Here is a 23,202-nt window from a genome sequence, read left to right as displayed (position 1 = left end):
GAACCCCGCTCGCGGTTCCGAATGACCGGCCGGTCTGCGCTGCGCTAAGCGGTCTTTTTGCGGGTTTTGCGCGGCTTCGGGGGCACGGAGACGGGGGCCTCGGGGGCGCGATCGATGCGCAGGTAGCCGCGCTGCAGGAGGCGGAAGAGCTGCTCGACGAGCTGCTCGCGGGGCCAGGCCTGGCCTCGATCGGTGCTCTCGGCGAAGATCTCCTTGAGGGCGCCGACGGTGAACGTCGCGTACATCGAGGTATCGCCTTCAGCCACGATTCCGAGGCGCTGGCCCTCGTCGAGGCTCACGCGGAGCAGCGTTTTCACGCCGTCATAGAAGGAGCGGATCTTCGCGGCGAAGGCCGGATCGAGGCCCGGCGCGAAGGAGAGCAAGAGCTGCGTGAGCGCCGGGTCGTCGAGCAGGACGGCCACGATGCCGCGGATGTTGTGCTTGATCTGCGCCTCGATGTCGCCCTGCGTGTCGACGGTGAGGATCGCGCCGCCGAGGCGCGAGAAGAGCCCGTCGACGAGCTCCACGAAGACCGAACGCTTGTCGGGGAAGTAGAGATAAAACGTGCCCTTGGCGACGCTCGCCCGGGCCACGATGTCGTCGACCTTCGCCGCGTGATAGCCCTTCGTCGCGAAGACGTCGCGAGCCGCGCGGAGGAGCTCGAGACGACGCTCGGCCTTGTCCATGAAGGGCCTTGTACCACCTCGCCCGCGTGATGCGCACAACGGAAGCACGCCGAGCGAGCGGGCTCTGCCTTGCCTCGCTCGGGGCACCATGATACCCCAATCTGACTGACTGGACAGTCAGTCGGCGGCAAACGGCACGGGAGAGGGACCGCATGGAGAGACGTGACCCGGTGGTGGTCGGGATCGACGTGGGCTCGACGACGGTGAAGGCCGTCGTGCTCGATCCAGGGACGCTCGAAATCCTCTGGAGCGACTACCAGCGCCACCAGACCAAGCAGCCCGAGAAGGTGCTGGAGATGCTCCAGCAGATCGAGGAGGCGTTCCCGGACTCGCCGCGCGCCGAATGGCGCGTGTTCATGACGGGCTCGGGCGCGGCGCCGCTCTGCCCCTCGCTCGGCGCGAAGTTCGTCCAGGAAGTCAACGCCGTGACGCTCGCCGTGGAAAAACTCCACCCGGACGTGGGGAGCGTGATCGAGCTCGGCGGTCAGGACGCGAAGATCATCATCTTCAAGAAGGACGAGAAGACTGGCGACAAGACCGCGGCGCCGTCGATGAACGACAAGTGCGCCTCGGGCACGGGCGCGACGATCGACAAGTGCATGATCAAGGTGGGTTTGCCTCCCGAGGTCGTGCGCGAGATCCACTTCGACGACTCGAAGCTGCACCACGTCGCGGCGAAATGCGGCGTGTTCGCCGAGACGGACATCGTGAACCTCGTGAAGAGCGGGATCCCGTCGACGGAGATCCTGTGCTCGCTCGCGGACGCGATCGTCTTGCAGAACCTGTCCGTACTGACGCGCGGGTCAACCTTGAAACACAGGGTGATCCTGCTCGGCGGGCCGAATACGTACCTGCCGTTTTTGCAGGAGTGCTGGCGCAAGCGCATCCCCGAGACGTGGGAGGAGCGCGGCTACGCGTGGCCGAAGGATCGGCCGATCGAGGAGACGATCTTCGTCCCGGAGAACGCGCAGTACTACGCGGCGTACGGCTCGTGCGTGTACGGCCTGCGCGAGGCGCCCGAGGTGGGCCTGTACGCGGGGACGGACGGGCTCGTCGACTACATGAAGAACGGGCGCAAGGCGCGGCTCGGCGAGAGCGCGGGGCCGCCGCTCGTCCGCACGAGCGACGAGATCGACGACTTCCGCAAGCTCTACGCGATCCCGCGGTTCAAGCCGATGCAGCTCGAAGCCGGGCAGGTCGTGCGCGGCGTGATCGGCGTGGACGGCGGGTCGACGTCGTCGAAGGCGGTGCTCGTCGACGAGGACGGCGAGATCGTCTGCAAGGCCTACCAGCTCTCGAAGGGCAATCCGATCCAGGACACGAAGGAGCTGCTCGCGCAGCTGCGTGACTACGTGCAGGGGCACGGCGCGACGTTCGAGGTGCTCGGCTTCGGGGCCACGGGGTACGCGGCGGACGTCTTGCAGGAGACGATGCGCGCGGACGTGAACATCGTCGAGACCGTGGCGCACATGATGAGCGCGGTGCGGTACTTCGGCGACGTCGACGTCATCTGCGACATCGGCGGGCAGGACATCAAGGTCCTGTTCATGAAGAACGGCGACATCGCGAACTTCCGCCTCTCGAACTCGTGCTCGGCCGGCAACGGGATGCTGTTGCAGGCCATGGCCGATCAGTTTGGCCTCAAAGTGACGGAGTACGCGGACACGGCGTTCCAGGCCGAGCTCGCGCCGAAGTTCAGCTACGGCTGCGCGGTCTTCCTCGACACGGATCGCGTGAACTTCCAGAAGGAAGGTTTTTCGAAGGAAGAGCTCCTGGCCGGCTTGGCCCAGGTCCTTCCGAAGAACGTGTGGCAGTACGTCGTGCAGATCCCGCGGCTCGCGTCGCTCGGGCGCAGGTTCGTCCTGCAGGGCGGCACGCAGTACAACCTCGCCGCGGTCAAGGCGCAGGTCGACTACATCAAGGAGCGCGTGCCGGACGCGGAGGTGTTCGTCCACCCGCACACGGGCGAGGCGGGCGCGATCGGCGCGGCGTTCGAGACGCTGCGCGTGATCAAGCGGCGCGGGACGAGCACGTTCATCGGGCTCGAAGCCGCGATCGACCTCAAGTACCGCACGAAAAACGACGAGGAGACCGTCTGCCACTTCTGCCCGAACGAGTGCAAGCGGACGTTCATCGACGCCGAGCGGCCCGACGGATCGACGGCGCGGTACATCTCGGGGTTCTCCTGCGAGAAGGGCACCGTCGAGAGCGAGGACGCGATGCTCGCGCTCGTGGCCGACCGGAAGAAGATCGCGAAGCAGTTCCCGAACTGCGTCGACTACGAGTCGAAGCTCGCGTTCCGGAGTTTTTACAAGGGCAACGCGATGCCCGCCGACGGGACGCCGATCAAGGACACCGTCATCAAGAAGGGTCTCTTCAGCGTGCGGCGCGTGGAGACGACGCGGCCCTTCCGGCGAAGCGGGTACGAGGTGCAGGAGCGATTGCGCAGGACGCGCATCGGCATCCCGCGTGTCTTGAACCTCTACTCGACGGGCCCGTATTTCCGGGCCTACTTCGAGGCGCTCGGGATCCCGAAGCAAAACGTGATCTTCAGCGACGAGACGACCGAGGAGATGTGGGTCGAGGGCGGCAAGTACGGGTCCGTGGATCCGTGCTTCCCGTCGAAGGTGACGCAGGCGCACATCCACAATCTCTTGTTCCACCATCACTCCGCGGACAAACCGCTGAAGTACATCTTCTTCCCGATCCTCACGCACGTGCCGAGCTTCGGGAAGAACGTGATGGACAACGCGAGCTGCCCGATCGTCGCGGGCGTGCCCGACGTGATGAAGGCGGCGTTCACGAAGGAGGTCGACTTCTTCGCGACGCGCGGGATCGAGTACCTGGATCCGCCGCTCACGTTCGCCGAGCCGCTGCTCACGGCGCGTCGCATGTACGAGTGCTGGGGGCCGCGGCTCGGGATCACCGAGGACGAGAGTGATCACGCGCATCGCGAGGCGATGGCGGCGCTCAGCGCGTTCGAGCGGGATCTGCAGGAGAAGGGGCGCGCGATCCTGGAGACGGTCGAGGCGGAGAACCGCGTGGCGATCCTGATGGTCGGCCGGCCGTACCACTCGGATCCGGGGCTGAACCACGGCATCCCGGAGGAGTTCCAGGTGCTCGGCTACCCGATTCTGAGCGTGCGCTCGATCCCGCGCGACGACGAGTACCTGCGCCGTTACTTCAAAGAGGAGTACGCGCGCGGACAACACCCGCTCGACATCAACGACGTGTGGCCGGAGAACTACTCGGCGAACAGCGCCCAGAAGGTGTGGGCCGTGAAGTTCGCCGCGCGGCACCCGAACGTCGTCCTGCTCGATCTGTCGAGCTTCAAGTGCGGCCACGACGCGCCGACGTACGGCATCGTGGACGGGATCGTGTCGTCGAGCGCGACGCCTTACGCGGCGCTGCACGACATCGACGCGAACAAGCCCGGCGGCTCGATCAAGATCCGCGTGAAGACGTACGCGCACAGCCTGAAGCTCTACCAGGAGTCCTTGGAAGACCTCGCGAAGAAGAAGGCGGAGCTCGCGCACAACATCGACAAGAAGCGGCTCGAGCTCTTGCAGCTCAAACAAAAGCAGCAGGCGGAGCGGCGAACGTCGGATCCGGAGCTGGAGAAGCAGATCATGGAGCTCTCGGCGAAGGTGCGGGCCTACGAGGCGCCCCCGCCGGCCCCGCCCGAGCCGCCGAAGGGCCTCGTACAACTCAAGAAGAAGCGCGCCGACGGCAGCGTCGTTTCGGTTTGACGTCGAAAGAGTCAGGGAGGAATCGATGGAAACTGCAGTGCAAAGGACGCGGCTGCCGATCATGAACGGCGGCGCGAAGCAGTCCGTGGTCGACGAGGCTCTGGAAGCCGAGCTCCGCGCCTTCGAGGAGGCGGAGCGCGAGCGCCTCGGCATCAAGGCCGACCGCAAGCAGTGGGTCGACTCGATGTTGAACCCCCAGGTGAAGCGGGCCGAGCGCGAGAACGTGACGCTCCTGATCTCGGGCCTGACGGCGGCGCAGGACTTCCTCGTGGAAGGCGCGCTCGGCGGACTCGGCTACAAGATCAAGAACATCGGCTGTCCGGACCAGGAAGGCCTGCAGGTCGGCAAGGAGTTCGGCAACCGCGGGCAGTGCAACCCGACGTATTTCACCGTCGGCAACCTGGTGAACTACCTGATCAAACTCCGCGACGAGCAGGGTTTGACCAGCGAGGAGGTCGTCAAGAACTACGTGTTCCTGACGGCCGGCGCGTGCGGGCCCTGCCGCTTCGGGATGTACGTGACGGAGTACCGCAAGGCGCTGCGCGACGCGGGCTTCGACGGCTTCCGGGTGATGCTGTTCCAGCAGACCGGAGGCCTGTCGCAAGCGACGGGCGACGACGTGGGCATCGACATGAACCCCGCGTTTTTCGTGGGGATCGTGAAGGGCATCGTGTGCGGCGACGTGCTGAACGCGCTCGGCTACCGCATCCGGCCCTACGAGGTCGTGCCCGGCGCGACGAACAAGGCGCTCGAGGAGGCCAAGCGCATCATCTACAAGTCGCTGCACGATCAGACGAACGTGTTCGTCGCGCTCTACAAGTGCCGCAAGCTCTTCGAGGCCATCGAGGTCGACCGGCTGCGTGTGCGCGCGAAGGCGTCGATCATCGGCGAGTTCTGGGCGATGACGACGGAGGGCGACGGCAACTACCAGCTCCAGAAGTTCCTCGAGAGCGAGGGCGCCGAGAACGACATTCAGCTCACGACGGCGTGGCTGCTCTACAACGTGTGGGAGGTCCGTCACGACACGCAGGATCGCGAGGTGCTGCGCGGCGTGGACGAGGGGACGATGGGCCTCAAGGACCACCAGGGCGAGTTCGACGTGGCGAAGCGGATCGCCACGATGCGGCTCGCGGAGGCGGCGCTGAAGGTCGGCTTCCAGGCGTTCGCGCAACCGATCGGCCTGCACGACTATCACCTGCCGGACATGGACCTCGTCGCGCAGGTGGCCGAGGACTACTACTCGAACGATCTCCGCGGCGGCGAAGGGCACATGGAGGTCGGCAAGCTGATCGTGAACACAGTGCGCGCGAAGGCGCACATCACGGTGAGCGTGAAGCCGTTTGGATGCATGCCGTCGTCCGGCGTCTCGGACGGCGTGCAGTCGCTGATCACCGGGAAGTACCCGGGCACGATCTTCTGCGCGGTCGAGACGAGCGGCGACGGCGCGGCGAACTTCTACTCGCGCATCCAGATGTACATGTTCAAGGCGCGGATCGCGGCCGAGCAGGAGCTCGAGCGCGTGCTCGCCGAGGAGGGCGTGACGATCGAAGAGGTGCGCGCGTTCCTCGACGCGAACCCGAAGTACAAGAGCGCGCTCTACTACCCGCCCCACCGCGTCGCGGGGACGGCGGCAAACCTGGTCTACGTGGTGGCGCCGCTCATCAAGAAGTCGGCCGCGGAGCGCGCGATCGACAAGGCCAAACACGCGGCCGAGGTGCTGCGCGAGGCGGCCGTGAACGCGCCCGGGACGATCGCCGAGGTCTACCGAAAGGCGACGAATCCCGAGACGATCGCGAAGGCCCGCGAGGACGCGCTCGTCCTCCGGGACATCGTGCGCGGCAAGGCCATGGTGCGCTTCCGACCGCTCTTGGAGCAGCTCATGGGCAAGGCCGTGTTCGAGAACAACCCCGAGATTCGCACGACGACGTACGAGCCGATCGCCGCGGAGTGACAGGCCCGTCCTTCCTCCCGTCTTGACCACCGCGTGACCCCCTGCGACCGTGGGGCATGGCTCCGGAAGAAGAGAAGACGGCCCTCACCGTGGGCGTCGTGCTCACGTCGGATCCAGAGGGGTCACGCACGTCGCTCAACGCGTTCTGCAAGGCGCTGTCGGAGGCGACGGGCTTCGAGGTGAACGGCCTCGGAGGCTGGAACTACAACACACTGCTCGAAGCCCTGGAGACAGGCGAGGTCGATCTCGGCTGGCTGCCGCCACTCGTGGCGATGCGCGCGACGAGCCGCGCGCGCGTCATGCCGATCGTGCTGCCCGTGCGGAACGGGGCGTCGTCCTACATGACGGCGTTGTATGCGCCGAAGGCCTCGCCGCTGCGGGAGATCAGCGATCTCCAGGGGCTACGCGCGGCGTGGGTGGATCGGCAGAGCGCGGCCGGGTACATCGTGCTGCGGGCGCATCTGCGCTCGATCGGCGTGGACCTCGATCGCGCCTTCCGCGAGAACCTCTTCTTCGGTTCGCACGGCGAGGTGGCGCGCGCGGTGCTCCGGGGCGACGCGGACGTGGGCGCGACGTTCGTGCACGTGGAGCCGGATCCGAGCCATCCGCGCGGCGAGCGCGTGGTGCGGGCCGGATGGGGCGCGGCGGAGGTGCACGTGATCACGTGTGCGGGGCCGATCCCGTCCGATGTGATGGCCGCGAGCGTGCGCGTGCCGGTGTCGACGATGCGCAAGGTGCAACGGGCGCTCGTGGGCAGTGGAGACAGCGAGCTCGGTCGGGCCGCGCGAACGCTCTTCGGCGCGGAAGGGTTCGTCGTGGCGCTGAGCGAGCACCTGGATCCGCTGGCGAAGCTCATCGCCAAGCAGGATCCCGAGGCCTAACGCGCGTTCGTCTGCGGGGTCTTTCCCTGTTCCAGCGCGCGCAGGGCCGCGTCGAGAGCGTCGGCCGTCGCGAGGCCGAGGTTGCGGAAGACCTCGCGGCCCTGGGGATCGAGGATGACGACGCTCGGGACGTGGTGGAGGCCCTGGAACGGCCCCGCGCCCGCGATCGTGGCCTCGTCGGCCATGGCGACCGGATACGGCGGATCGACGACCTTCGCGAAGGACTCGACGAGCAGCTTGTGGTGCGGCGGTTCGAGGACGACGAGGCCGGCGTTGATGCGCGGGACATGGCGCCGCACCAGGGTCGAGAGGAAGCGGGCCTGCGCGTGGGACGAGTCGTCGTACGTCGCGACGAACCCGATCACGGTGTAGCGGCCGGCGACCGTGTCCGTCGACAACGCGCCGCCGTCGAGCGTCTCGTAGGAGAAGACGATGCGCGGGCCACGCACGAGCGGCTGCGTGGGCGCGTCGGGCGGAGGCGTGGACGAGCACGCGACCGGGGCCGCGAGGAAGGCGAGGAGCAGGGCGCGTCTAGCGCGGATCATCGATCGCCTCGAAGTCGGCGTCGAAGAGGTCGGCGAACTCGCGCAAGGACGCGGGTAGCTCGCCGCCGCGACGGCGATGGGCGAGGATCGCATGCGCGAGCTCCTCGACGACCGGGGTGAGCGGCGTGGTTTCGAGCAAGACGCCATCGACGACGGCGCCATTGCGAGGAGCGTCGCCCTCGCTGAGGAGGCAGTCGTGCCGGGCCCAGAAGAAGCCTTCGTCGGGCAAGTAGCGGCACCAGAGGACGCGGACGAAGCGAAGGTAGACGGGCTGGACGAGCGCGACGACACGCGCGCCGCCGCGCGCCATGCCCGAGAGGGCACGGATGGGCCGGCCACGCCACGCCGAGGTGTCGCCGAGGACGATGGCCGCCTCCATGCGCGCGCGGCGCTCGGGATCGGCCTCGACGGCGAGGAGCGGGGCGTAAAGGGCGACGAGGGGAACGGACAAACCAGGCGCATCCTCGGCGAGCGCGTCGAGCCAGGCGTCGCGGGCTTCGGGCGCGAGGCCGGCGTAGACGTCGGCCGCGGCGAGGGCCGCGTCGGCGTCGTTGGCGAGCGCGCCGAGCCACTCGCGCCAGGCCGCGAGGATACGAGGCTCGGGGTTTCCGGGCTCCTGCGGCTCGTTCATCGATCGCTCCCGGCTTGGGCCTCGGGATGGACGCGGACGTCGATCTCGCGCACGAGGTCGTCGAGCAGCTCGACGAGATCTTTTTCGCGATCGGGCGGCGCGGCGACGAAGAGCTCGCCACCTCGCTCGGCGAAGATCGTGCCGAGGCCCTCGCTCGCTTCGAGGATGCCCTTGAGAAAAACGACATCCGCGGGGCGGACGTCGACGCGACGCACGAGCATGCCCGCCGAGACCTCGGGGATCGGCAGCGCGCGTCGCCTCCGTGCCGGGCCTCCGTGGCCAGGGCTTCGCGCGGAGGAAGGCGCTTGGTCGGCGTGAGGCGTGCAGGCGCCATCGGCGTGATGCGCCGTGTCGGACGGGGGCATGGGACGGAACAGGTAAGCACTGCCCAGCGCCGGGATCCAGCACGGGTACGACCCTCCACGCGTGCCATGTGGGGACGGCCTTTCCAGCCGAGGAAGCAACGCTCGCGCCGTGCTCGTCGGGGCAAAGGCGCTAGATTCGTGCCGCCATGTCGTACGGGAAAGACGATCCGGTTGCCGAAGTTGCTTGCGCTCCGCAGAGCCGGGAGGGGGAGCCCGGGAGGGAGGACGAACCCGGGCGCGCGCTCGCGTTCGGGGCCCCGGCCCGCGCACCCCGGAAAACCGAGGAAGAGGACGACGACATGGAGCTGCCGCCGCTCGACACGGACCCGAACGCCGGGGACGACGACGCGGACGACGGTAGCTTCGACGATGCGCTTCCAGAGCTGCGCGACGACGGCGGAGATCCGCTCGACGACGCAAACGCCCAGGATCTCGACGTGGGGCTCGACGTGGACGAGGACGCGGACGCAGGCTCCGGGGACGACGCCGAGGAGGGGGTCGACGTCGGGTCACTCGACGAGGATCTGGCGACACTCGACAGCGAGGAGAGCGCGCTCGACGAGGATCGGGACGAGAGCGCGTTCGGCGACGACGATGCGGCAGATCTGGAGCTCGACGCGACGCAGGACGACGGCGGCGCGGAAGGGACAGGCGAGAACGCGGAGAACGACGTCGACGAGTCGGCGCTGCCGGAGCTCGACGAGAGCGCGAACGACGAGGCGGACGACGAGGCGCTCGCGGACGAGCTGCTCGAAGAGGCGGCGCGCGGAAAACTGCCGCCGTGGGCGCCGAGCCGGTTCGTGGTGCTCGAGGGCGCCGGCGCGCCCGTGCCGTGCACCGCGGTGACGGTGTGCGGAGGGCGCGTGCTCGCCGCGGGGGACGTGGTGCTGGTGGTGGACGAGGGCGCGCACGCGGCGCGGCAAACGGGGCTCGATACGCCGAGCACGGCGGTCGTCGCGACGGACGAGGTGACGGTGGTGGCGTCGGCGCGCGGGGGGCTGCTCGTGAGCCGTGATGGATGCGCGTCGGCGACGCCGGTCGCGGGGTTCCGATCGGGGAAGAGCTCCGTGGAGCTCGCGGCGACGCCGGGGCGAATCTGGATCCTGCACGAGGGCTCGCTCTGGTCGATGACGGGCCGCGAAGGGACGCCAGTGCTCGCGCGGGAAGGCGGGGTGCGGGCGATCAAGGCGGCGGGCGGGACGCTCGTGGTGCTGGCGACGCGGCCCGAAGGCGCGGCCATCGAGAGGCTGCGCGGCGATGACGAGGCCTGGCAAAGGGCGCCGCTCGAAGGCGCGGCGGCCGAGCTCGCCGTGGGGGATCCGAGGTCGAGCCTCGCCGTCGCGGCGGCGGGGAGGCGCGTGGCGATCGTGTCGCCGCGCGGGCTGCTCCTGTCGAACGACGGCGCGCATTCGTTCGAGTCGGTCGATCTGCACGACGTGATCGGGGCGTGCTTCGCGGGCGATGAGGAGGATGCGCCGCTCTATGCGTTGATGGTGCCCCCAGGCAACGCGACGTCGTACGTGGTGCGCGTGGGCGAGGATGGCGACGTATCGCGCGTCGCAGAGTTACGCGGGCCGGATGGGACGGGCCTCGGCGAGGCATCGATCGCATGGGACGGCTCGCGCGAGGTCGTCTGGATCGCGAGCCGCCTCGGCCTCGTCGCGCTCGGTCCGGCGCGGCCGCACTGACAGCGGTGGATCAGCTCTCGACGAAGGCGCGGTGCAGGACGCGCTGCGCCTCGGCGAGGGCGCTCGCGGGGAGGACGGCGCTGAGCCGGAGCGGCGTCGCGGTGAGGGCGCTCGGGGTCGCGGAGACGCCGCGGAGCGCGGCGAGGAACCGCGCGAGGGGCTCGGTCGTCGCGGCCAGGCCATCACCGACGACGCTGACGACGGCGACGTCCTCCACGAGCGCGAGCGACGGAAGCGCGCCGGTGAGCCGCTGCTTGGCGCCGCGCCAGTCGGGCACGTTGAGCAGGGAAACCACGAAGCTCGCGCCGCGCTCGTTCACGGCGAGATCCTTCAAGGGCACCTTCGCCTCGCCCGCGACGCGGAGCAGATCGTCGAGCTTCGCCACGTCGGGCAAGCTCCCGAGCGCGACATTGCCTTCGCCGACGACCGCGCGGGCGCGGAGATCCTCGCGGGGGCCGAACTTGCGCACCACGGTTTGCCGCGCGCCAAAGTCCTCCACATCGAACGTCGATCGCGCGTAGATCGCGATGTTCGCGCGGCGCGCCCATTCGACGGCCTGCGCGCAGACGACCTTCGCGCCGCACTCGGCCATCTCCTGTAGCATCGCGTGATCGAGCTCGGGCAGGTGCTGCGCGTCCGGCACGACGCGCGGATCGGCCGAGTAGACCCCGTCGACGTCGCTGTAGATCTCGCAGCGCTCGGCCTCGAGCGCGGCGGCGAGGGCGACGGCCGTGGTGTCGGAGCCGCCGCGGCCGAGGGTCGTGATCTCGCGCCGGTAGCTCATGCCCTGGTAGCCGGCGATGATCACGATCTGCCCGCGCGCGAGCTCGTCCTCGATGCGGTGCGGCCGGACTTCGATGATCCGCGCGTCGAAGTGGCGGTCGTTCGTGAGGATGCCGGACTGCGAGCCGGTGAAGGAGATCGCGGCCTCGCCACGCGCCTGGATCGCGATCGAGAGCAGCGCCATGGAGACGCGCTCGCCGGTGGAGAGGAGCATGTCGAGCTCGCGGCGCGGCGGATCGGCGGCACCTCCGGCCTGGCTCGCGACCTGCCGCGCGAGCGAGAGCAGGCCGTCGGTCGTCTTGCCCATCGCGCTCACGACGACGACGACGTCGTTGCCCGCGCGCTTCGCGGCGACGACACGATCGGCCACCCGCCCGAGCTTCTCGACGTCGGCCACCGAGGAGCCGCCGTACTTCTGGACGATGATCGGGCGCCGCCTTCCGTTCGACTCACTGCCTTGCACGAGGTACCTCGGAGAGAAGAGGGCGCGCGAGCGCGCCTTCGTCGACCGCTAGCACGACCGCCGCGCAAGGGGCAAACACGCGGCGAGGCTAGTCCTCCTCGCTCGCCGCCATCATTTCGTAGAGCTCCGCCTCCGAGGGCCGGCCCTCGGCCCGCGCCGTCTCCGCGAGCCGCTCGAGCACGGCGCGTCTGCGCGGCCAGAGCTCGCGCCGGACCTCCTCGCCGCCCTCTTCGATGCGCGCCGAGAGCAGCGCGAAGAGCTCGAGATCGCGACCAAGACGCGCGAGCGCGTCGGCGAGGCGGAGCGCGACCTCGTGATCGTGCGGGTTCGCGCGGAGCTTGTCGGTGAGGCGCTCGACGAGGATCTCGTCGCTCTCGTCGTCCTCGTCGTTCGTGGGTGCTTCGTCGAGCGAGCGAGCGGACTCCACCGACGGCGCGGGAGGCGTGAACGAAGGCGCGCGATCGGACGGCACGATCTCTTCCGCGGGAACCGGCGGAGGCGCGGCCTGGGGCGGAGGCGCGGGCGCAGCGCGGCCGAGCTCGGTCGAGATTCGACGGAAAGCCGCACCGATCTGGCGATCACGCGGGCGCAGCCGGATCGCGATGCCGAGGTGGCGCTGCGCGGCGCGCAGATCCCCACGCGCGTTCTCCTCGATGTCGGCGGCCTCGACGAGCATCGCGGCCACGGCCGCGGCCCGATCGGGATCGTCCGGAGAAACCGCCTCCGCCGCTTCGCGCAGCCGCGCGAGCGCGAGCGAGGCGCCCGCGAGATCCCCGAGCTCGGCGCGCCATCGACCTTCGAGCGCACGCGCCTCCGCGGTCTGCACGAGCCCCGGCGGGATCGCACGGACCCGCGCGATCGCGGCGGGACGATCAGACGCATGCTCGACGAGCGCACGCGCGAGCTCGATCTCGACCGAAGGCAACGTGCGCCCCGCGCGCGCGGCGAGCGATGCGGCACGCGCGAGCAGATCCAGCGCGCGCCGTCCCTCCCCCGCGGCGCGGAGCGACAGCGCGAGCCCGAGCGCGGCTTCGGGGCTGTCAGGCGCATACCGGAGCGCCCGCTCGAACAGCACACGCGCCTCGGCCACGTATCCTCGCGACAGGAACGCATCGGCCGCGCGGCTCCAGATGCGATGCCGCGCCTCGGGCCCGCGGGCCGCGGCTTCGAGGTGCTCGGCATCGACCCGCGCGCCTTGCGCGTCTCCCACGTCGAGCCGCGCCTCGATCCGCGCCCAGCGCGCGTCCTCCAAGCTCGGCGACCGCACGACGGCCTGATCCAGCGCGTCGAGCCGCGTCGCGAGCTCCGGCGAGATCCGCGCGACCTCGAGCCACACGAGCGCCGCGAGCGGCCCGAACGCCTCGGCGTGCGCGGCGCGCGCGTACGCCGCGACCGCCCCGCCTTCATCGCCGATCGCCGCGAGCAGCGCACCGCCGAGCAGACCCGCGTCGATCGCCGGGATCGCGTCGACCAGCGTCGAGAGCGCGGCCTCGGCTCGCTCGCCCTCCGCGACGTCGATCCACGCGATCCGCGAGGAAATCTCGGGATGCCGCGGCGCGCGCTCCAGCGCGAGCAAGTACCGCCTGCGCGCTTCTTCCAGGTCGCCGGACGCCGCGATCGCGTCCGCATCCGCCGTGAGCTCGGCTTGCTCGATCGCCCGGATCGCCGCGGCCGGCAGCGCTGGCGGCGACGCGGTCGCATCGGCGCGCAGGGACAAACTCATCTCCTCCACGGCCGGCGCTTCCCACCGCGCACCATGCACCGACGGCGCGCGCGCTCCAGCCGCCGGCATCACGTGCCTGACGAGCGAAGCCACGGCATCGGGCAGGATCACCGCGCTGCCTGCAAGACGCCCGAACGGCCGACAAACCTCGGCGAGCACACGCAGCGCGAGCACATGCGGCGGCGCCCCGAGGCCCATGCCACGCGCGCGCTCGGGCACGAGCCGCACGTCTCGCTCGTTCGGCGCGATCACCACATCGAACGCGAGCGCCGCGCGTCCGAGCCGCATCCCCACGCGAAGCCCCACCTCCGTCGCGACGATCCCGATCTCGGGCGTCCCTTCCCCGAGCACACCCCGCGCGCGCGGCGCCGCGAACGCCGCGAGATCCTCGGTCCTCGCCGACACGGCGAGCCGCCCGAGCACACCACGTCGATGCCGGAACCGCGTCACGCCTCCCGTGAGATCCACCGGAAAACGCACGCTTGGCAGCGCGATCGCGAGCTCGGTCGCGACGAGCGGCCCTACGGCGAACGGCGCGTCGAGCTCGATCGAAAGCGTCCCTCGTTGCACCGAGAGCAGCAGGATCGGCCGATCCGTCGGGCGAGGCTTCGCCTCCGCGCCGCTGCTCCCCGTCGTCGTCGGGACGCGGAGCGGCTCAGCGCGTCCGAAGGGGCGCGCTCGCCCTCCTGGCCCGACACCAAAAGCCACGCGCCCTAGCCTACCAAAGAGGCGTGCCGTACCGCGAATTTCCCGAGCCGGGGGGTTTGGGGGCGTAGCCCGGCTCGTCCGGGCGGAGCCCCCGAGCGTCGATTGAGGATGTTCGAAAGGCAAACGGCCCCCGGGCTCGTTCGCCCGAGGGCCGCGTGTTCATGTCGGAAGCTGCTTCAGACGTCGCCCTTCGCGAGCTTGTCCTTCATCTTCTTGATGAGCGCCGGGAAGCCGTCCTTCTTGACGATCTTGGTGAACTGGGAGCGGTAGCTCCCCACCAGGCTCACGTCGTCCGTGATGATGTCCTTCACGCGCCACGTGCCGTTTTTCTCGGCCATCACGTAGGCGATCTCGACCGGCTCGCTGCGCGCGTCCTTCTTCGACACGGCGCGCGTCTTCACCACGATCGCGTCGCCCTTCTTCTCTTCGGACGTGTACTCGATGTTGAAATCGAGCGTCTTCTTGAGGTTTCGCTCGTACGACTTGCGGACGAGCTGCTTCAAGAGCTCGCTGAACTCGGCCTTTTCAGCGTCCGTCCGGGCCGCCCACTCCGATCCGAGCGAGGCCTCCGCGAGCGCCTGATAATCGAGCAGCTCGTCGAACATCGCGCTGACCTTCGCGTCGTTCGAGGGCTTCTTGAGGAGATCGAACAAGGCCGTCTGCTTGGCCTTCACCACGTCCGTCGCCGCTCCGGCATGCGCGAGGCCCGCGGCGCCCGCGAGCGACACGGCGAACGACAAGACCAACGCGCCGACAAAGTTCGTTCGTTTCACGTTCCAGCTCCTCCTGCCTCCACCGCTCTTCGCCGCCCGGGCGCCGCGGAACTGCAGGCAGACGTCCATAAGCCCGCTTTTATTCACCTTCCGTGCCACGCGCCGGATCTAGCCGATTCCGAACCCCGACGCAGGTCCTGTGAACGGGCGGCCACGACACGCGTGGCGCCACTGTCGCTCGCGGGCCACCATCGGGCCATGAAGCGCCGCCCGATCCTCCTCGCAGCGGGGCTCGCCGGCGCGCTCGGTTTCTTCGGCCTCGGCTGGCTCGCGTCGCGCGGGTTCTCGCCCCCGGAGGCGCCGCCCGTGCCCCGCGGCCAGGGTGCCTCCGAAACGCCCGACGCCGGCCCGCACGAGCCCATCCTGCTCCTCGACGCGTCCTCGATCGTGCTGCTCCCGGACGCCTCGCTCCGGATCGATCCGCCGGTCGCGCCTTTCGAGTCGCCCTGATCGTTCACCCGGACGCGAGCTCGAGCTCCTTCGAGGCCGGGATCCGCACGCGGAACGTCGTGCCCTTCCCGGGCTCGCTCTCGACCTCGATCGCGAAACCGTGATCGTCGAGGATCCGCTTCACCACCGCGAGGCCGATGCCCATGCCCTGCGATCGCGTCGTGAAGAACGCGTCGAAGAGCCGCTCGCGCGCCTCCGGCGGGATCCCCACGCCCCGGTCCTCCACCGCGAGCACGACCGCGCCGCCCGCGTCCGCCTCGACACGCACGACGACCTCCGCGCCGGCGGAGCTCGCCTGGATCGCGTTGCGCAGGAGGTTCCACACGACCTGCCGCACCTGCGCCATGTCACCCACGATCGGGAGCGAGTTCGGCCCCACGAAACGCAACGGGACGTCGCGACCACGGCCCGATTTCCCGGCCAGCACCACCACGTCGCGCGCCGTCGCGGCGAGATCCATCGGCGCCTTCGAGGGCGCGCGCGGGCGCGAGACGTCGAGCATGTCGGTCACCAGCTCGTTCAGGCGCGTCGTCTCCCGCTCGATGATCGCGCAGAGCGCTTCATCCTCGGCGCCGAGCGATCCACCCGTTCGCAAGAGCTCGATGGAGGCCACGATCGATCCGAGCGGATTGCGGATCTCGTGCGCGAGCCCTGCTGCGAGCCGGCCGAGCGCCGCGAGCCGCTCGGCTTGCTCGGCACGCGCCGTCGCCACGACGAGCCGGCCGCCCGTTTCGCGCAAACGCTCGGCCAGGTAACTCCCGAGCAGCGCGACCACGCACATGGCGAGCAGGTTCAAGACGAGCGGGAACGCGGCCTCCGACCAGTCCGTCGCGTACGCTTCGAGCGGCTGATCCGGCGGCGGCTTCAGGTAGCCCTGCACGAGCAGCATGCAGATCAGCGCGTACGACGAGGCCCCTGCGATCAGGCCGATGAGCGCACCGCGGAGGCCGAGCAGGATCGCTCCGCAAAGGCACGTGAAGCCGTAGAGCGAGGTCGCGCCGCTCGTCGCCCCGCCGGAGACGTAGACGATCATCGACCACGCAACCTGATCGACGAGCATCTGCCCATACGCGAGCAGCGGCAAACCTTTGCCGATCCGCAGCACCGCGGCGTAGACGCCCGTGAGCGCGAACGCGACGGCGAACGTGAGCATCGCGATCCGGCTCGAATCCGCGCGTGTGCCGATGCCGCCGAGATAGATCGTGGTCATCACGATCAGCACGATCGTGAGGACGATCAGGCGCAGGCCCGTGAGCCACGCAAAGCGAACCGCGAACGAGCTCTCGGCGCCGTCGCGGATGCCGAGCTTCATCACTCGCCCTTGATGTTGCCTGCCAGGCTGAAGATCGGGAGGTACATCGAGATGAGCACCACCCCGACGACCACGCCGACGATGACCATGAGCAGAGGCTCGAGCAGCGAGGTCAATGCCGAGACCGCGACGTCGACCTCTTCCTCGTAGAAGTCGGCGATCTTGTTCAGCATCGTATCGAGCGCGCCGGTCTGCTCGCCGACGGCCACCATCTGCACGACCATGCCGGGGAAGACTTTGATCTCCTCGAGCGGCTCGGCCATGTTCCTGCCCTCGGAGATCTTGGCCCGCGCGTAGACGAGGCCCTCCTCGATGATCACGTTGCCCGCGGTCTTCGCCACGATGTCGAGCGCGTCGAGGATCGGCACGCCCGAGCCGAGCAAGGTGCCGAGCGTCCGCGTGAACCGCGCGACCGCGATCTTCTGCATCACCGGCCCGAAAATAGGCAACTTCAGCAGGAGCCTGTGCACCATGCGTTTGCCCTTCGGGTTTTTGTAAAACTGGATCGAGCCGAACACGAGGCCGATCGAGCCGACGATCGTGAAGGGCAAGGCGCTGACGAACGCGCGCGAGGTCGCGATGACCGCCTTCGTGAGGCCCGGCAGCGCGTCCTTCGCGCCGAACTCGGCGAACATGCCTTCGAACGCCGGGATCACGAACGTCATCAGCACGACGATGACCACGATCATGATGATGATGACGGCCACCGGGTACGCCATCGCGCCGCGCACTTGTCGTGCGAGCTTCGCGCGCTTCTCGATGTAGCCCGCGAGGCGGTTCATGATCGTGTCGAGGATGCCGCCCACCTCGCCGGCTTGAACGAGGTTCACGAAGAGCTCGTCGAAGATCTTCGGGTGCCGGCGCAGCGAGTCGCTGAACGTCGCGCCCTGCTCGACGCTGTTCTTGATGTCGCGCAGCGCGATCTGAAACCTGGGGTTCGGCTCCTGGTTCGCGAGGATGTCGAGGCACTGCACGAGCGGCAGGCCCGCGTCGATCATCGTCGCGAACTGGCGCGTGAACTTGACGAGGTCCTGCGAGCTGACGCCAGAGCCGAGCGTGACGTTCTTGAGATCGAGGCTTTTCCGCTTCTGCGTGATCTTCGTCGGGTTGAGCTGCAAGCCGCGCAGGCGGGTCTGCACGGCGGCCTCGTTCTCCGCATCCATCACGCCCTTGCGGACCTCTCCGGTCCTGGCACGGGCCTCCCATGCAAACTCGGCCATGGTTTCTTGCTCGACTCCCCGGTCTACCAGGATAAGGGGCGAGCGCGCTCGGGGTCAAAGACGCGGCACGATTGATCGATCCGCGAGTTCGTTGACACCCCTTCCCGTTCTCGACGCTCGGGGGCTACGCTCGGCGATCCTCACCGCCGTGAAGAACCCCGCCCCCGCCATCGATCTCACGGGCGCCGCGCGCCTCGTCGTCGAAGATCACCGCGCCGCGCCGTGCGCCGTGGTCGCCGCCGCGAAGCGAACGAGCTCGGGCTGGATCCACGGCGCGGGCGCGGCAGGCACGCTCTCGTTCGAGGAAGGCGCGCCACGCGCGGATCTCGATACGCCCTTCGATCTGGCCTCGGTCACGAAGCCGATCACCGCGCTCGTGATGGCTCGGCTCGCTCGTCATGGTTCGCTCACTCGCTCGGAACCACTCGTCGATCTCGTGCCGACGCTTGCAAACACACGCTCTGCGCGTGTCTCGCTCGACCTCCTCTCGGCGCATCGCGCGGGCCTCGACGCGCACGGATCGCTCTACGGTCCGCTCGTGCGCGGCGGGCGCGTCGACGTCGAGGCCGCGCTCGTCATGGCCGCCGACGCGAGGCGCGAAGACTGTACGGGCGAACCGCCGCCCGAAGGATTTCCGCCGGTTTACAGTGACCTCGGATACGTGCTGCTCGGCGTGGCGCTCGCGCAGCGGAGCGGGCTCGATCTCGACGCGCTCGTGACGCGTGAGGTCACGGGACCGCTCGATCTCGACATCGGATCCGCGCGCATTCTCCGTGCGAAAAACTCTTCGTTTGATGCGCGTGTCGCGCCGACGGAGATCGTCCCGTTCCGCGACGGCCTCGTGCGGGGCGTGGTGCACGACGAGAACGCCTGGGCGCTCGTGGGGCATGCGTCCGCGGGGCACGCGGGGCTCTTCGGGGATGCGCGCTCGGTCGTGCGGCTCGGGATCGCCCTGCTCGAAGCGCTCTCCGGCGACCGCCGCGACTTCCTCGACCCCGACGATCTCGCGCCGCTCGTCCGGCCTCGCCCGGGCGGCTCGCTCCTCGCGGGCTTCGATCAGCGCAGCGGCGACGATCCGAGCTCCGGCGCGCGGCTCGGGCCGCGGACCTTCGGCCACCTCGGCTTCACGGGCACGAGCCTGTGGATCGATCCGGACGCGGGTTTCGTCGGCGTTTTGCTCACGAATCGGGTCCACCCGACACGCACCGCACTCGCGATCCGGCGCGCCCGGCCGGCCGCCTACGACGCCATGTTCGACGCGATGGTGGAGGCCCAACGAGCCGCGGGATAAGCTCGCCCCGTGTCGCAAGGCGCCCCGTCTCTCCAGGAACAGCCGCGCGCGAGCATCATCGCGCCCGCGGCGAAGGCGCCTTCGAAGCCCGTGAAGCGTGGCGCAGGGCCGCGCGGCGTAAGGCCGAAAGGGCGGCAGAGCTACCGCTTCATCCGCGCCTACTACACGACCTTCGTCGTCCTCGGCAGCTACCTCTGGTTCTTCTTCCTCGGGCGCTGGTTTGGCCAGACGTGGCTCGACGCGCGCATGGCCGACGTGCACGGCCGCAACGCGCGCCGCGTGCTCTCGACGATCGTCGAGCTCCAGGGCCTGTTCATCAAGGTCGGGCAGCTCCTCAGCATCATGGCGAACTTCCTGCCCGCGCAGTTCCGCTCGGGCCTGGAGGCGCTGCAGGATCAGGTCCCGCCGCGGCCGTACCGCGAGATCGCCGAGCGCATCGAGCGCGAGCTCGGCAGGCCCGTCGAAGACCTCTTCGAACGCTTCTGCGAGGAGCCGCTCGCGAGCGCCTCGCTCGGTCAGGTGCACGAGGCATGGCTCAAGAACGGCACGCACGTCGCGGTGAAGGTGCAGCACCGCGACATCGACGAGATCGTGCGGCTCGATCTCACCACGATCCGCCGCATCATGCAGATCGTCAGCATCTTCGTCCCCGTGCAGGGCCTGGACGCCTACTACCACCAGGTCCGCTCGATGATCCTGGAGGAGCTCGATTTCCAGAGCGAGGCGCGGAACATCACGCGCATCGCCGACAACTTCCTCCGTGATCCCACGGTGCGCTTCCCGCGCCCGATCGAGGGCTACTGCACGAGCCGCGTGATGACCACGGACTTCGTGCCCGGCGTGAAAATCGGCGACATCGCCGCGCTCGACGCGCGCGGCATCGACCGCAAGGCCCTCGCCCGCAAGGTCGTCCAGGTCTTCTGCCAGCAGATCTTCATCGACGGCGTCTACCACGCCGATCCGCACCCCGGGAACATGCTCGTCGGCGACGACGGCGCGCTCATCCTGCTCGATTTCGGCGCCGTCGCGGAGCTCTCGCCGCAGATGCGCGAGGGCATCCCCGAGTTCCTGGAGGGCGTGATCCGCCGCGACACCGATCAGCTCATCAAGGCCATGCGCAAGATGGGCTTCCTCTCGCGCACGGACTCGCCCGACGTGAGCGAGAAGGTCATCGAGTTCTTCCACCAGCGCTTCCAGGACGAGGTGAAGATCGACACCTTCAACCTCAAGGACATCAAGCTCGATCCGCAAAAGGGCATCGAGAGCCTGGTCGATCTGCGCAAGATGAACATCGGGCTGAAGGAGCTCTCGGGCGCCTTCCACATCCCGCGCGACTGGGTCCTGCTCGAGCGCACGATCCTCCTGCTCACGGGGCTCTGCACGCAGCTCGATCCCGAGCTCTCGCCGATGGAGGTCATCCGGCCGTACCTGCAGGACTTCGTGCTCGGCAACCGCGACTGGGCGCAGATCGCGGTCGAGGCGGCGAAGGACATGGCCCTCAAGGCCATCACGATCCCGGAGGACCTTCGCAAGTACCTGAACCGTGCGAACCGCGGCGAGTTCGAGCTTCGCGTAAAAGGCCTGCCAAGCGCGGCCCGGCTCGTCTACACCGGGATCCGCCAGCTCATCTACACGGCGCTCGCCATCGCCTCGGGCTTCGCCGCGTTACAGCTCCACCTCGCCGGCCAGGCGCACCTCGCCCGCTACTGCCTCTACGGCGCCGCGGGCGCGGGCGTGCTCCTCCTCGGCAGCATCCTGTTCGCGCGGGCCAAGTAAAAACTTCGCACTTTCCCCCGTTGACGGTGGCCCAGGACGAACGTCAACGTTCGCGCATGAGCAGCGAAGTGCGGGACAGGCTCGAGGCCGCCCAGAAGGCAGCGGAGGCCGAGGTCGAGCGTTTGAAGGCGGAACACGACAAGCTCGCCGAGAAAATCGCGAAGCTCGGCGACGACTCGCCGGATCGCAAAACCGAGCTCCGTCGCCGCAAGGCCATGGTCGTCGACGCGCGCGAGGTGTTGAAGGACGCGGAAGCCGCGCTCCGCCTGTTCGAAAAAACCGGCAAGGAGCACGCGATCGTCGCGGAGGGGACGCGTGTCTTCGGCTCGGTCGCCGTCCGCGTCCCGCCGGGCAGCTCGCACGAGGCGCGCGGCCGCGCCATCGACGACGAGCTCGCGGGGCCGCTCCACGACGTCGCCACCGAGCTCGGCGTGATCCTCGCGGCTGCGCCTTCGCGGTACACCCGCGAGCGCCCGGGCCGCGACGCCGAGGGCCGCACCGTGCTCGACGTCTTCGCCCGCATCGAGGGCGACACGCTCGTGCCCGCGGTCAGCAGCGCCTCGCGCAACATCCGGAGCTGACGGTCACTTTCCGGCGCGCATCCGCTCGCGGATCGCCTTCGCGCGCTCCGCGCTGTCCGGGTGCGTCGAGAGCAGCTCCGGCACGGGTGCGGATTCGAGGCTCTCGAGGAACCGCGCGAGCCCCTCGGGGCTCTTGTTCGCCCGCGCGAGCAGTTCCACCCCGAATGCGTCGGCTTCTTCCTCCATCGAGCGGCTGTAGCTCAGCGTGTCGAGCTGCGAGGCGCCTGCGATCACCGTGGCCGTGATGTCGTTCAGGTCGCCCACGACGAACGCGATCGTCAGCCCGAACAGCGCATTTCGCACGAGGGATCGCACGCCGTGTCGCTTCACGGCGTGCCCGATCTCGTGCGCGAGCACGCCGCGCAGCTCTTCGTCGTCGTCCTTCGACCGATCGAGTAGCCCCGTCAGCACGAAGACCTCGCCGCCGGGCAGCGCGAATGCGTTCACCTGATCGTCCTTCAAGACCGTGATTCGCGGCGCCACGAGGATCCGCTTTTCCTCGTCCGTGAGGCTCGATCGCAGCTCCTCGAAGATCCGATCGACGCGCGCCTTCTGCTCCTCGGTCGGCGCACCGGAGAGCCCGTGCTGCGCGCGCATCGCTTCGCCGGCGGTCTTTCCGATCGCCGCGTCGGCGTCGGGCGGGATCGCGGCGACGATGCCCGTCGACGCGCATCCTGCACATCCACGCGCGGCGAAGATCAGCCCGACGATGGCGAGGAGCAGGATCCCGAGCTCGGCCGCGAGGCGCTTGGGGCTGTGCCCGAATCCCGTACCGGACGCATCTTGCCCACTTCTCGCTTCCGCTCCCGACATGTCTCCGTTATACCCTGCCCGCTTCTCGGCCGCCCGTGGGGGGAGCGCGTCGAAACGCATGCCGTCCCGGCCGAAAGAACTCCTCCCGAACGAAGGGGAAGGATTCGGATGCAACACATCGTCAAGTACGAGCCGACGTTCTCGATGCTCCAGGTGAGCCTCGCTCCGGGCGAGACGATCATCGCGGAGGCTGGGTCCATGGTGGCCCGCTCGAGCAGCCTCACGATGGAGGTCAAGCTCAATGCGGGTAAAAACGCCGGTTTCTTCGGCAAAATGAAGGCGTTCTTCATCGCGATCATCCGCAAGATCGTTGGTGGTGAAACCTTCTTCGTGAACCACTTCTCCAGTCCGCAAGGCGGCTGGGTATGGCTCGCGCCCTCTCTCTCGGGCGGGATCAAGCCGATCCAGCTCGCCGGCAACTCCATGATCTTCAGCGCCGGCGCGTTCCTCGCGAGCGCGGGCGACATCGATCTGAAGATGCGCTGGGGCGGCCTGCGCGCGCTGCTCGCGAAGGAGGGCGCGTTTTTCGTCGAGGCCTCCGGCAACGGGCAGGTCTTCGTGACGAGCTACGGCGCGATCGACGAGATCGACTGCAACGGCAGCTACATCGTCGACAACGGCCACATCGTGGGATTCGACTCGTCGCTGAACTTCAAGATCAAGAGCGGCGGCGGCGGCCTCCTCGGCTTCATGGCCTCGGGCGAGGGCATCGTTTGCGAGTTCCAAGGCCAGGGAAAGATCCTCATCCAGTCGCGCAACACGAGCGCGCTCGTCGACTGGCTCACGCCGATGCTGCCGCCGTGAGGCGAGGGG

General features: G+C 68.9%; 19 protein-coding genes. 9 read left to right on the top strand and 10 right to left on the bottom strand.

All coding sequences use genetic code 11. The features are described from left to right. Positions 1-44: 44 nt before the first annotated feature. Positions 45-686: a TetR/AcrR family transcriptional regulator gene (locus tag KEG57_RS17395; protein ID WP_272420757.1), complete on the bottom strand. Its 642-nt coding sequence runs from the start codon at positions 684-686 to the stop codon at positions 45-47. A 152-nt stretch (positions 687-838) separates the two neighbouring features. Between KEG57_RS17395 and KEG57_RS17390 the strand changes: the two genes are divergently transcribed. Genes KEG57_RS17390 through KEG57_RS17380 form a run of 3 tightly spaced genes read left to right on the top strand, consistent with a single transcriptional unit; the run spans position 839 to position 7,267 of the window. Then, a complete protein-coding gene (locus KEG57_RS17390) occupies positions 839-4,435 on the top strand; it encodes a BadF/BadG/BcrA/BcrD ATPase family protein (protein ID WP_272420756.1) in 3,597 nt (1,198 codons plus the stop codon). Between the two features lie 25 nt (positions 4,436-4,460). Then, on the top strand, positions 4,461-6,386 hold the full coding sequence (locus KEG57_RS17385; RefSeq protein ID WP_272420754.1) for a 2-hydroxyglutaryl-CoA dehydratase: 1,926 nt from the start codon (positions 4,461-4,463) through the stop codon (positions 6,384-6,386). 56 nt (positions 6,387-6,442) lie between these two features. Next, positions 6,443-7,267, top strand: coding sequence for a phosphate/phosphite/phosphonate ABC transporter substrate-binding protein (locus tag KEG57_RS17380; RefSeq protein ID WP_272420753.1), 825 nt, complete (start codon positions 6,443-6,445; stop codon positions 7,265-7,267). Here the strand turns inward: KEG57_RS17380 and KEG57_RS17375 are convergent. The 3 genes from KEG57_RS17375 to KEG57_RS17365 are packed head-to-tail and all read right to left on the bottom strand — an operon-like array spanning position 7,264 to position 8,808. Continuing rightward, complete coding sequence (locus KEG57_RS17375) at positions 7,264-7,812, bottom strand: thioredoxin domain-containing protein (RefSeq protein ID WP_272420752.1); 549 nt, start codon at positions 7,810-7,812, stop codon at positions 7,264-7,266. The genes KEG57_RS17380 and KEG57_RS17375 overlap by 4 nt on opposite strands. Then, positions 7,799-8,443, bottom strand: a complete 645-nt coding sequence (locus tag KEG57_RS17370; RefSeq protein ID WP_272420750.1) for a hypothetical protein — start codon at positions 8,441-8,443, stop codon at positions 7,799-7,801. The genes KEG57_RS17375 and KEG57_RS17370 overlap by 14 nt, the downstream gene beginning before the upstream one ends. Beyond that, on the bottom strand, positions 8,440-8,808 hold the full coding sequence (locus KEG57_RS17365; RefSeq protein ID WP_272420749.1) for a DUF4911 domain-containing protein: 369 nt from the start codon (positions 8,806-8,808) through the stop codon (positions 8,440-8,442). Before KEG57_RS17365 ends, KEG57_RS17370 begins: the two co-directional genes overlap by 4 nt. A 146-nt stretch (positions 8,809-8,954) precedes the next feature. Between KEG57_RS17365 and KEG57_RS17360 the strand changes: the two genes are divergently transcribed. Continuing rightward, complete coding sequence (locus tag KEG57_RS17360) at positions 8,955-10,496, top strand: hypothetical protein (protein ID WP_272458638.1); 1,542 nt, start codon at positions 8,955-8,957, stop codon at positions 10,494-10,496. A 10-nt stretch (positions 10,497-10,506) separates the two neighbouring features. Here the strand turns inward: KEG57_RS17360 and KEG57_RS17355 are convergent, their stop codons facing one another. The 3 genes from KEG57_RS17355 to KEG57_RS17345 all read right to left on the bottom strand — a co-directional run bounded on the left by KEG57_RS17355 (position 10,507) and on the right by KEG57_RS17345 (position 14,946). Continuing rightward, positions 10,507-11,742 carry an aspartate kinase gene (locus KEG57_RS17355; protein WP_272458637.1) on the bottom strand — a complete coding sequence of 412 codons (1,236 nt, stop codon included), beginning with the start codon at positions 11,740-11,742 and terminating at the stop codon, positions 10,507-10,509. Positions 11,743-11,830: 88 nt separating this feature from the next. Continuing rightward, positions 11,831-14,173, bottom strand: a complete 2,343-nt coding sequence (locus KEG57_RS17350) for a tetratricopeptide repeat protein (protein ID WP_272420744.1) — start codon at positions 14,171-14,173, stop codon at positions 11,831-11,833. Positions 14,174-14,349: 176 nt separating this feature from the next. Next, a complete protein-coding gene (locus KEG57_RS17345) occupies positions 14,350-14,946 on the bottom strand; it encodes an MlaC/ttg2D family ABC transporter substrate-binding protein (protein WP_272420742.1) in 597 nt (198 codons plus the stop codon). A gap of 198 nt (positions 14,947-15,144) precedes the next feature. Here KEG57_RS17345 and KEG57_RS17340 point away from each other — a divergent pair, with 198 nt between their 5' ends. Further along, on the top strand, positions 15,145-15,396 hold the full coding sequence (locus KEG57_RS17340) for a hypothetical protein (RefSeq protein WP_272420741.1): 252 nt from the start codon (positions 15,145-15,147) through the stop codon (positions 15,394-15,396). A 4-nt stretch (positions 15,397-15,400) separates the two neighbouring features. On the opposite strand, the gene KEG57_RS17335 is transcribed toward KEG57_RS17340, so the two are convergent. Together KEG57_RS17335 and KEG57_RS17330 are read right to left on the bottom strand one after the other, a co-directional pair. Further along, complete coding sequence (locus tag KEG57_RS17335; protein ID WP_272420739.1) at positions 15,401-16,708, bottom strand: sensor histidine kinase; 1,308 nt, start codon at positions 16,706-16,708, stop codon at positions 15,401-15,403. Then, positions 16,708-17,928 carry a type II secretion system F family protein gene (locus KEG57_RS17330; RefSeq protein ID WP_272420737.1) on the bottom strand — a complete coding sequence of 407 codons (1,221 nt, stop codon included), beginning with the start codon at positions 17,926-17,928 and terminating at the stop codon, positions 16,708-16,710. The genes KEG57_RS17335 and KEG57_RS17330 overlap by 1 nt, the downstream gene beginning before the upstream one ends. Before the next feature lie 148 nt (positions 17,929-18,076). On the opposite strand from KEG57_RS17330, the gene KEG57_RS17325 reads away from it, so the two are divergent. From KEG57_RS17325 to KEG57_RS17315, 3 genes are read left to right on the top strand one after another with little or no spacing between them, the layout of a single operon-like run. Further along, positions 18,077-19,219: a serine hydrolase domain-containing protein gene (locus KEG57_RS17325; RefSeq protein WP_272458636.1), complete on the top strand. Its 1,143-nt coding sequence runs from the start codon at positions 18,077-18,079 to the stop codon at positions 19,217-19,219. 9 nt (positions 19,220-19,228) lie between these two features. After that, positions 19,229-20,995: an ABC1 kinase family protein gene (locus KEG57_RS17320; protein WP_272458635.1), complete on the top strand. Its 1,767-nt coding sequence runs from the start codon at positions 19,229-19,231 to the stop codon at positions 20,993-20,995. A 56-nt stretch (positions 20,996-21,051) separates the two neighbouring features. Continuing rightward, on the top strand, positions 21,052-21,576 hold the full coding sequence (locus KEG57_RS17315; protein ID WP_272458634.1) for a hypothetical protein: 525 nt from the start codon (positions 21,052-21,054) through the stop codon (positions 21,574-21,576). 3 nt (positions 21,577-21,579) lie between these two features. Here KEG57_RS17315 and KEG57_RS17310 read toward each other — a convergent pair whose 3' ends face one another. Next, the gene (locus tag KEG57_RS17310; protein WP_272420730.1) at positions 21,580-22,389 is read right to left on the bottom strand and encodes a M48 family metallopeptidase; all 810 of its coding nucleotides are present in this window, start codon (positions 22,387-22,389) and stop codon (positions 21,580-21,582) included. Positions 22,390-22,497: 108 nt separating this feature from the next. On the opposite strand from KEG57_RS17310, the gene KEG57_RS17305 reads away from it, so the two are divergent. Then, positions 22,498-23,193, top strand: coding sequence for a TIGR00266 family protein (locus KEG57_RS17305; RefSeq protein WP_272420729.1), 696 nt, complete (start codon positions 22,498-22,500; stop codon positions 23,191-23,193). The last annotated feature ends 9 nt before the right edge of the window (positions 23,194-23,202 follow it).

It is taken from the genome of Polyangium jinanense, from assembly GCF_028435365.1.
Note: the sequence above shows the minus strand (reverse complement) of the source record. Positions and strands in the feature narration are given on the sequence as shown.

Excerpts from the sequence above, each read along its gene's own strand:
- KEG57_RS17395 (WP_272420757.1), bottom strand. The coding sequence starts at position 686 with ATGGACAAGGCCGAGCGTCGTCTCGAGCTCCTCCGCGCGGCTCGCGAC.
- KEG57_RS17390 (WP_272420756.1), top strand. The coding sequence starts at position 839 with ATGGAGAGACGTGACCCGGTGGTGGTCGGGATCGACGTGGGCTCGACG.
- KEG57_RS17385 (WP_272420754.1), top strand. The coding sequence starts at position 4,461 with ATGGAAACTGCAGTGCAAAGGACGCGGCTGCCGATCATGAACGGCGGC.
- KEG57_RS17380 (WP_272420753.1), top strand. The coding sequence starts at position 6,443 with ATGGCTCCGGAAGAAGAGAAGACGGCCCTCACCGTGGGCGTCGTGCTC.
- KEG57_RS17375 (WP_272420752.1), bottom strand. The coding sequence starts at position 7,812 with ATGATCCGCGCTAGACGCGCCCTGCTCCTCGCCTTCCTCGCGGCCCCG.
- KEG57_RS17370 (WP_272420750.1), bottom strand. The coding sequence starts at position 8,443 with ATGAACGAGCCGCAGGAGCCCGGAAACCCCGAGCCTCGTATCCTCGCG.
- KEG57_RS17365 (WP_272420749.1), bottom strand. The coding sequence starts at position 8,808 with ATGCCCCCGTCCGACACGGCGCATCACGCCGATGGCGCCTGCACGCCT.
- KEG57_RS17360 (WP_272458638.1), top strand. The coding sequence starts at position 8,955 with ATGTCGTACGGGAAAGACGATCCGGTTGCCGAAGTTGCTTGCGCTCCG.
- KEG57_RS17340 (WP_272420741.1), top strand. The coding sequence starts at position 15,145 with ATGAAGCGCCGCCCGATCCTCCTCGCAGCGGGGCTCGCCGGCGCGCTC.
- KEG57_RS17335 (WP_272420739.1), bottom strand. The coding sequence starts at position 16,708 with ATGAAGCTCGGCATCCGCGACGGCGCCGAGAGCTCGTTCGCGGTTCGC.
- KEG57_RS17330 (WP_272420737.1), bottom strand. The coding sequence starts at position 17,928 with ATGGCCGAGTTTGCATGGGAGGCCCGTGCCAGGACCGGAGAGGTCCGC.
- KEG57_RS17315 (WP_272458634.1), top strand. The coding sequence starts at position 21,052 with ATGAGCAGCGAAGTGCGGGACAGGCTCGAGGCCGCCCAGAAGGCAGCG.
- KEG57_RS17310 (WP_272420730.1), bottom strand. The coding sequence starts at position 22,389 with ATGTCGGGAGCGGAAGCGAGAAGTGGGCAAGATGCGTCCGGTACGGGA.
- KEG57_RS17305 (WP_272420729.1), top strand. The coding sequence starts at position 22,498 with ATGCAACACATCGTCAAGTACGAGCCGACGTTCTCGATGCTCCAGGTG.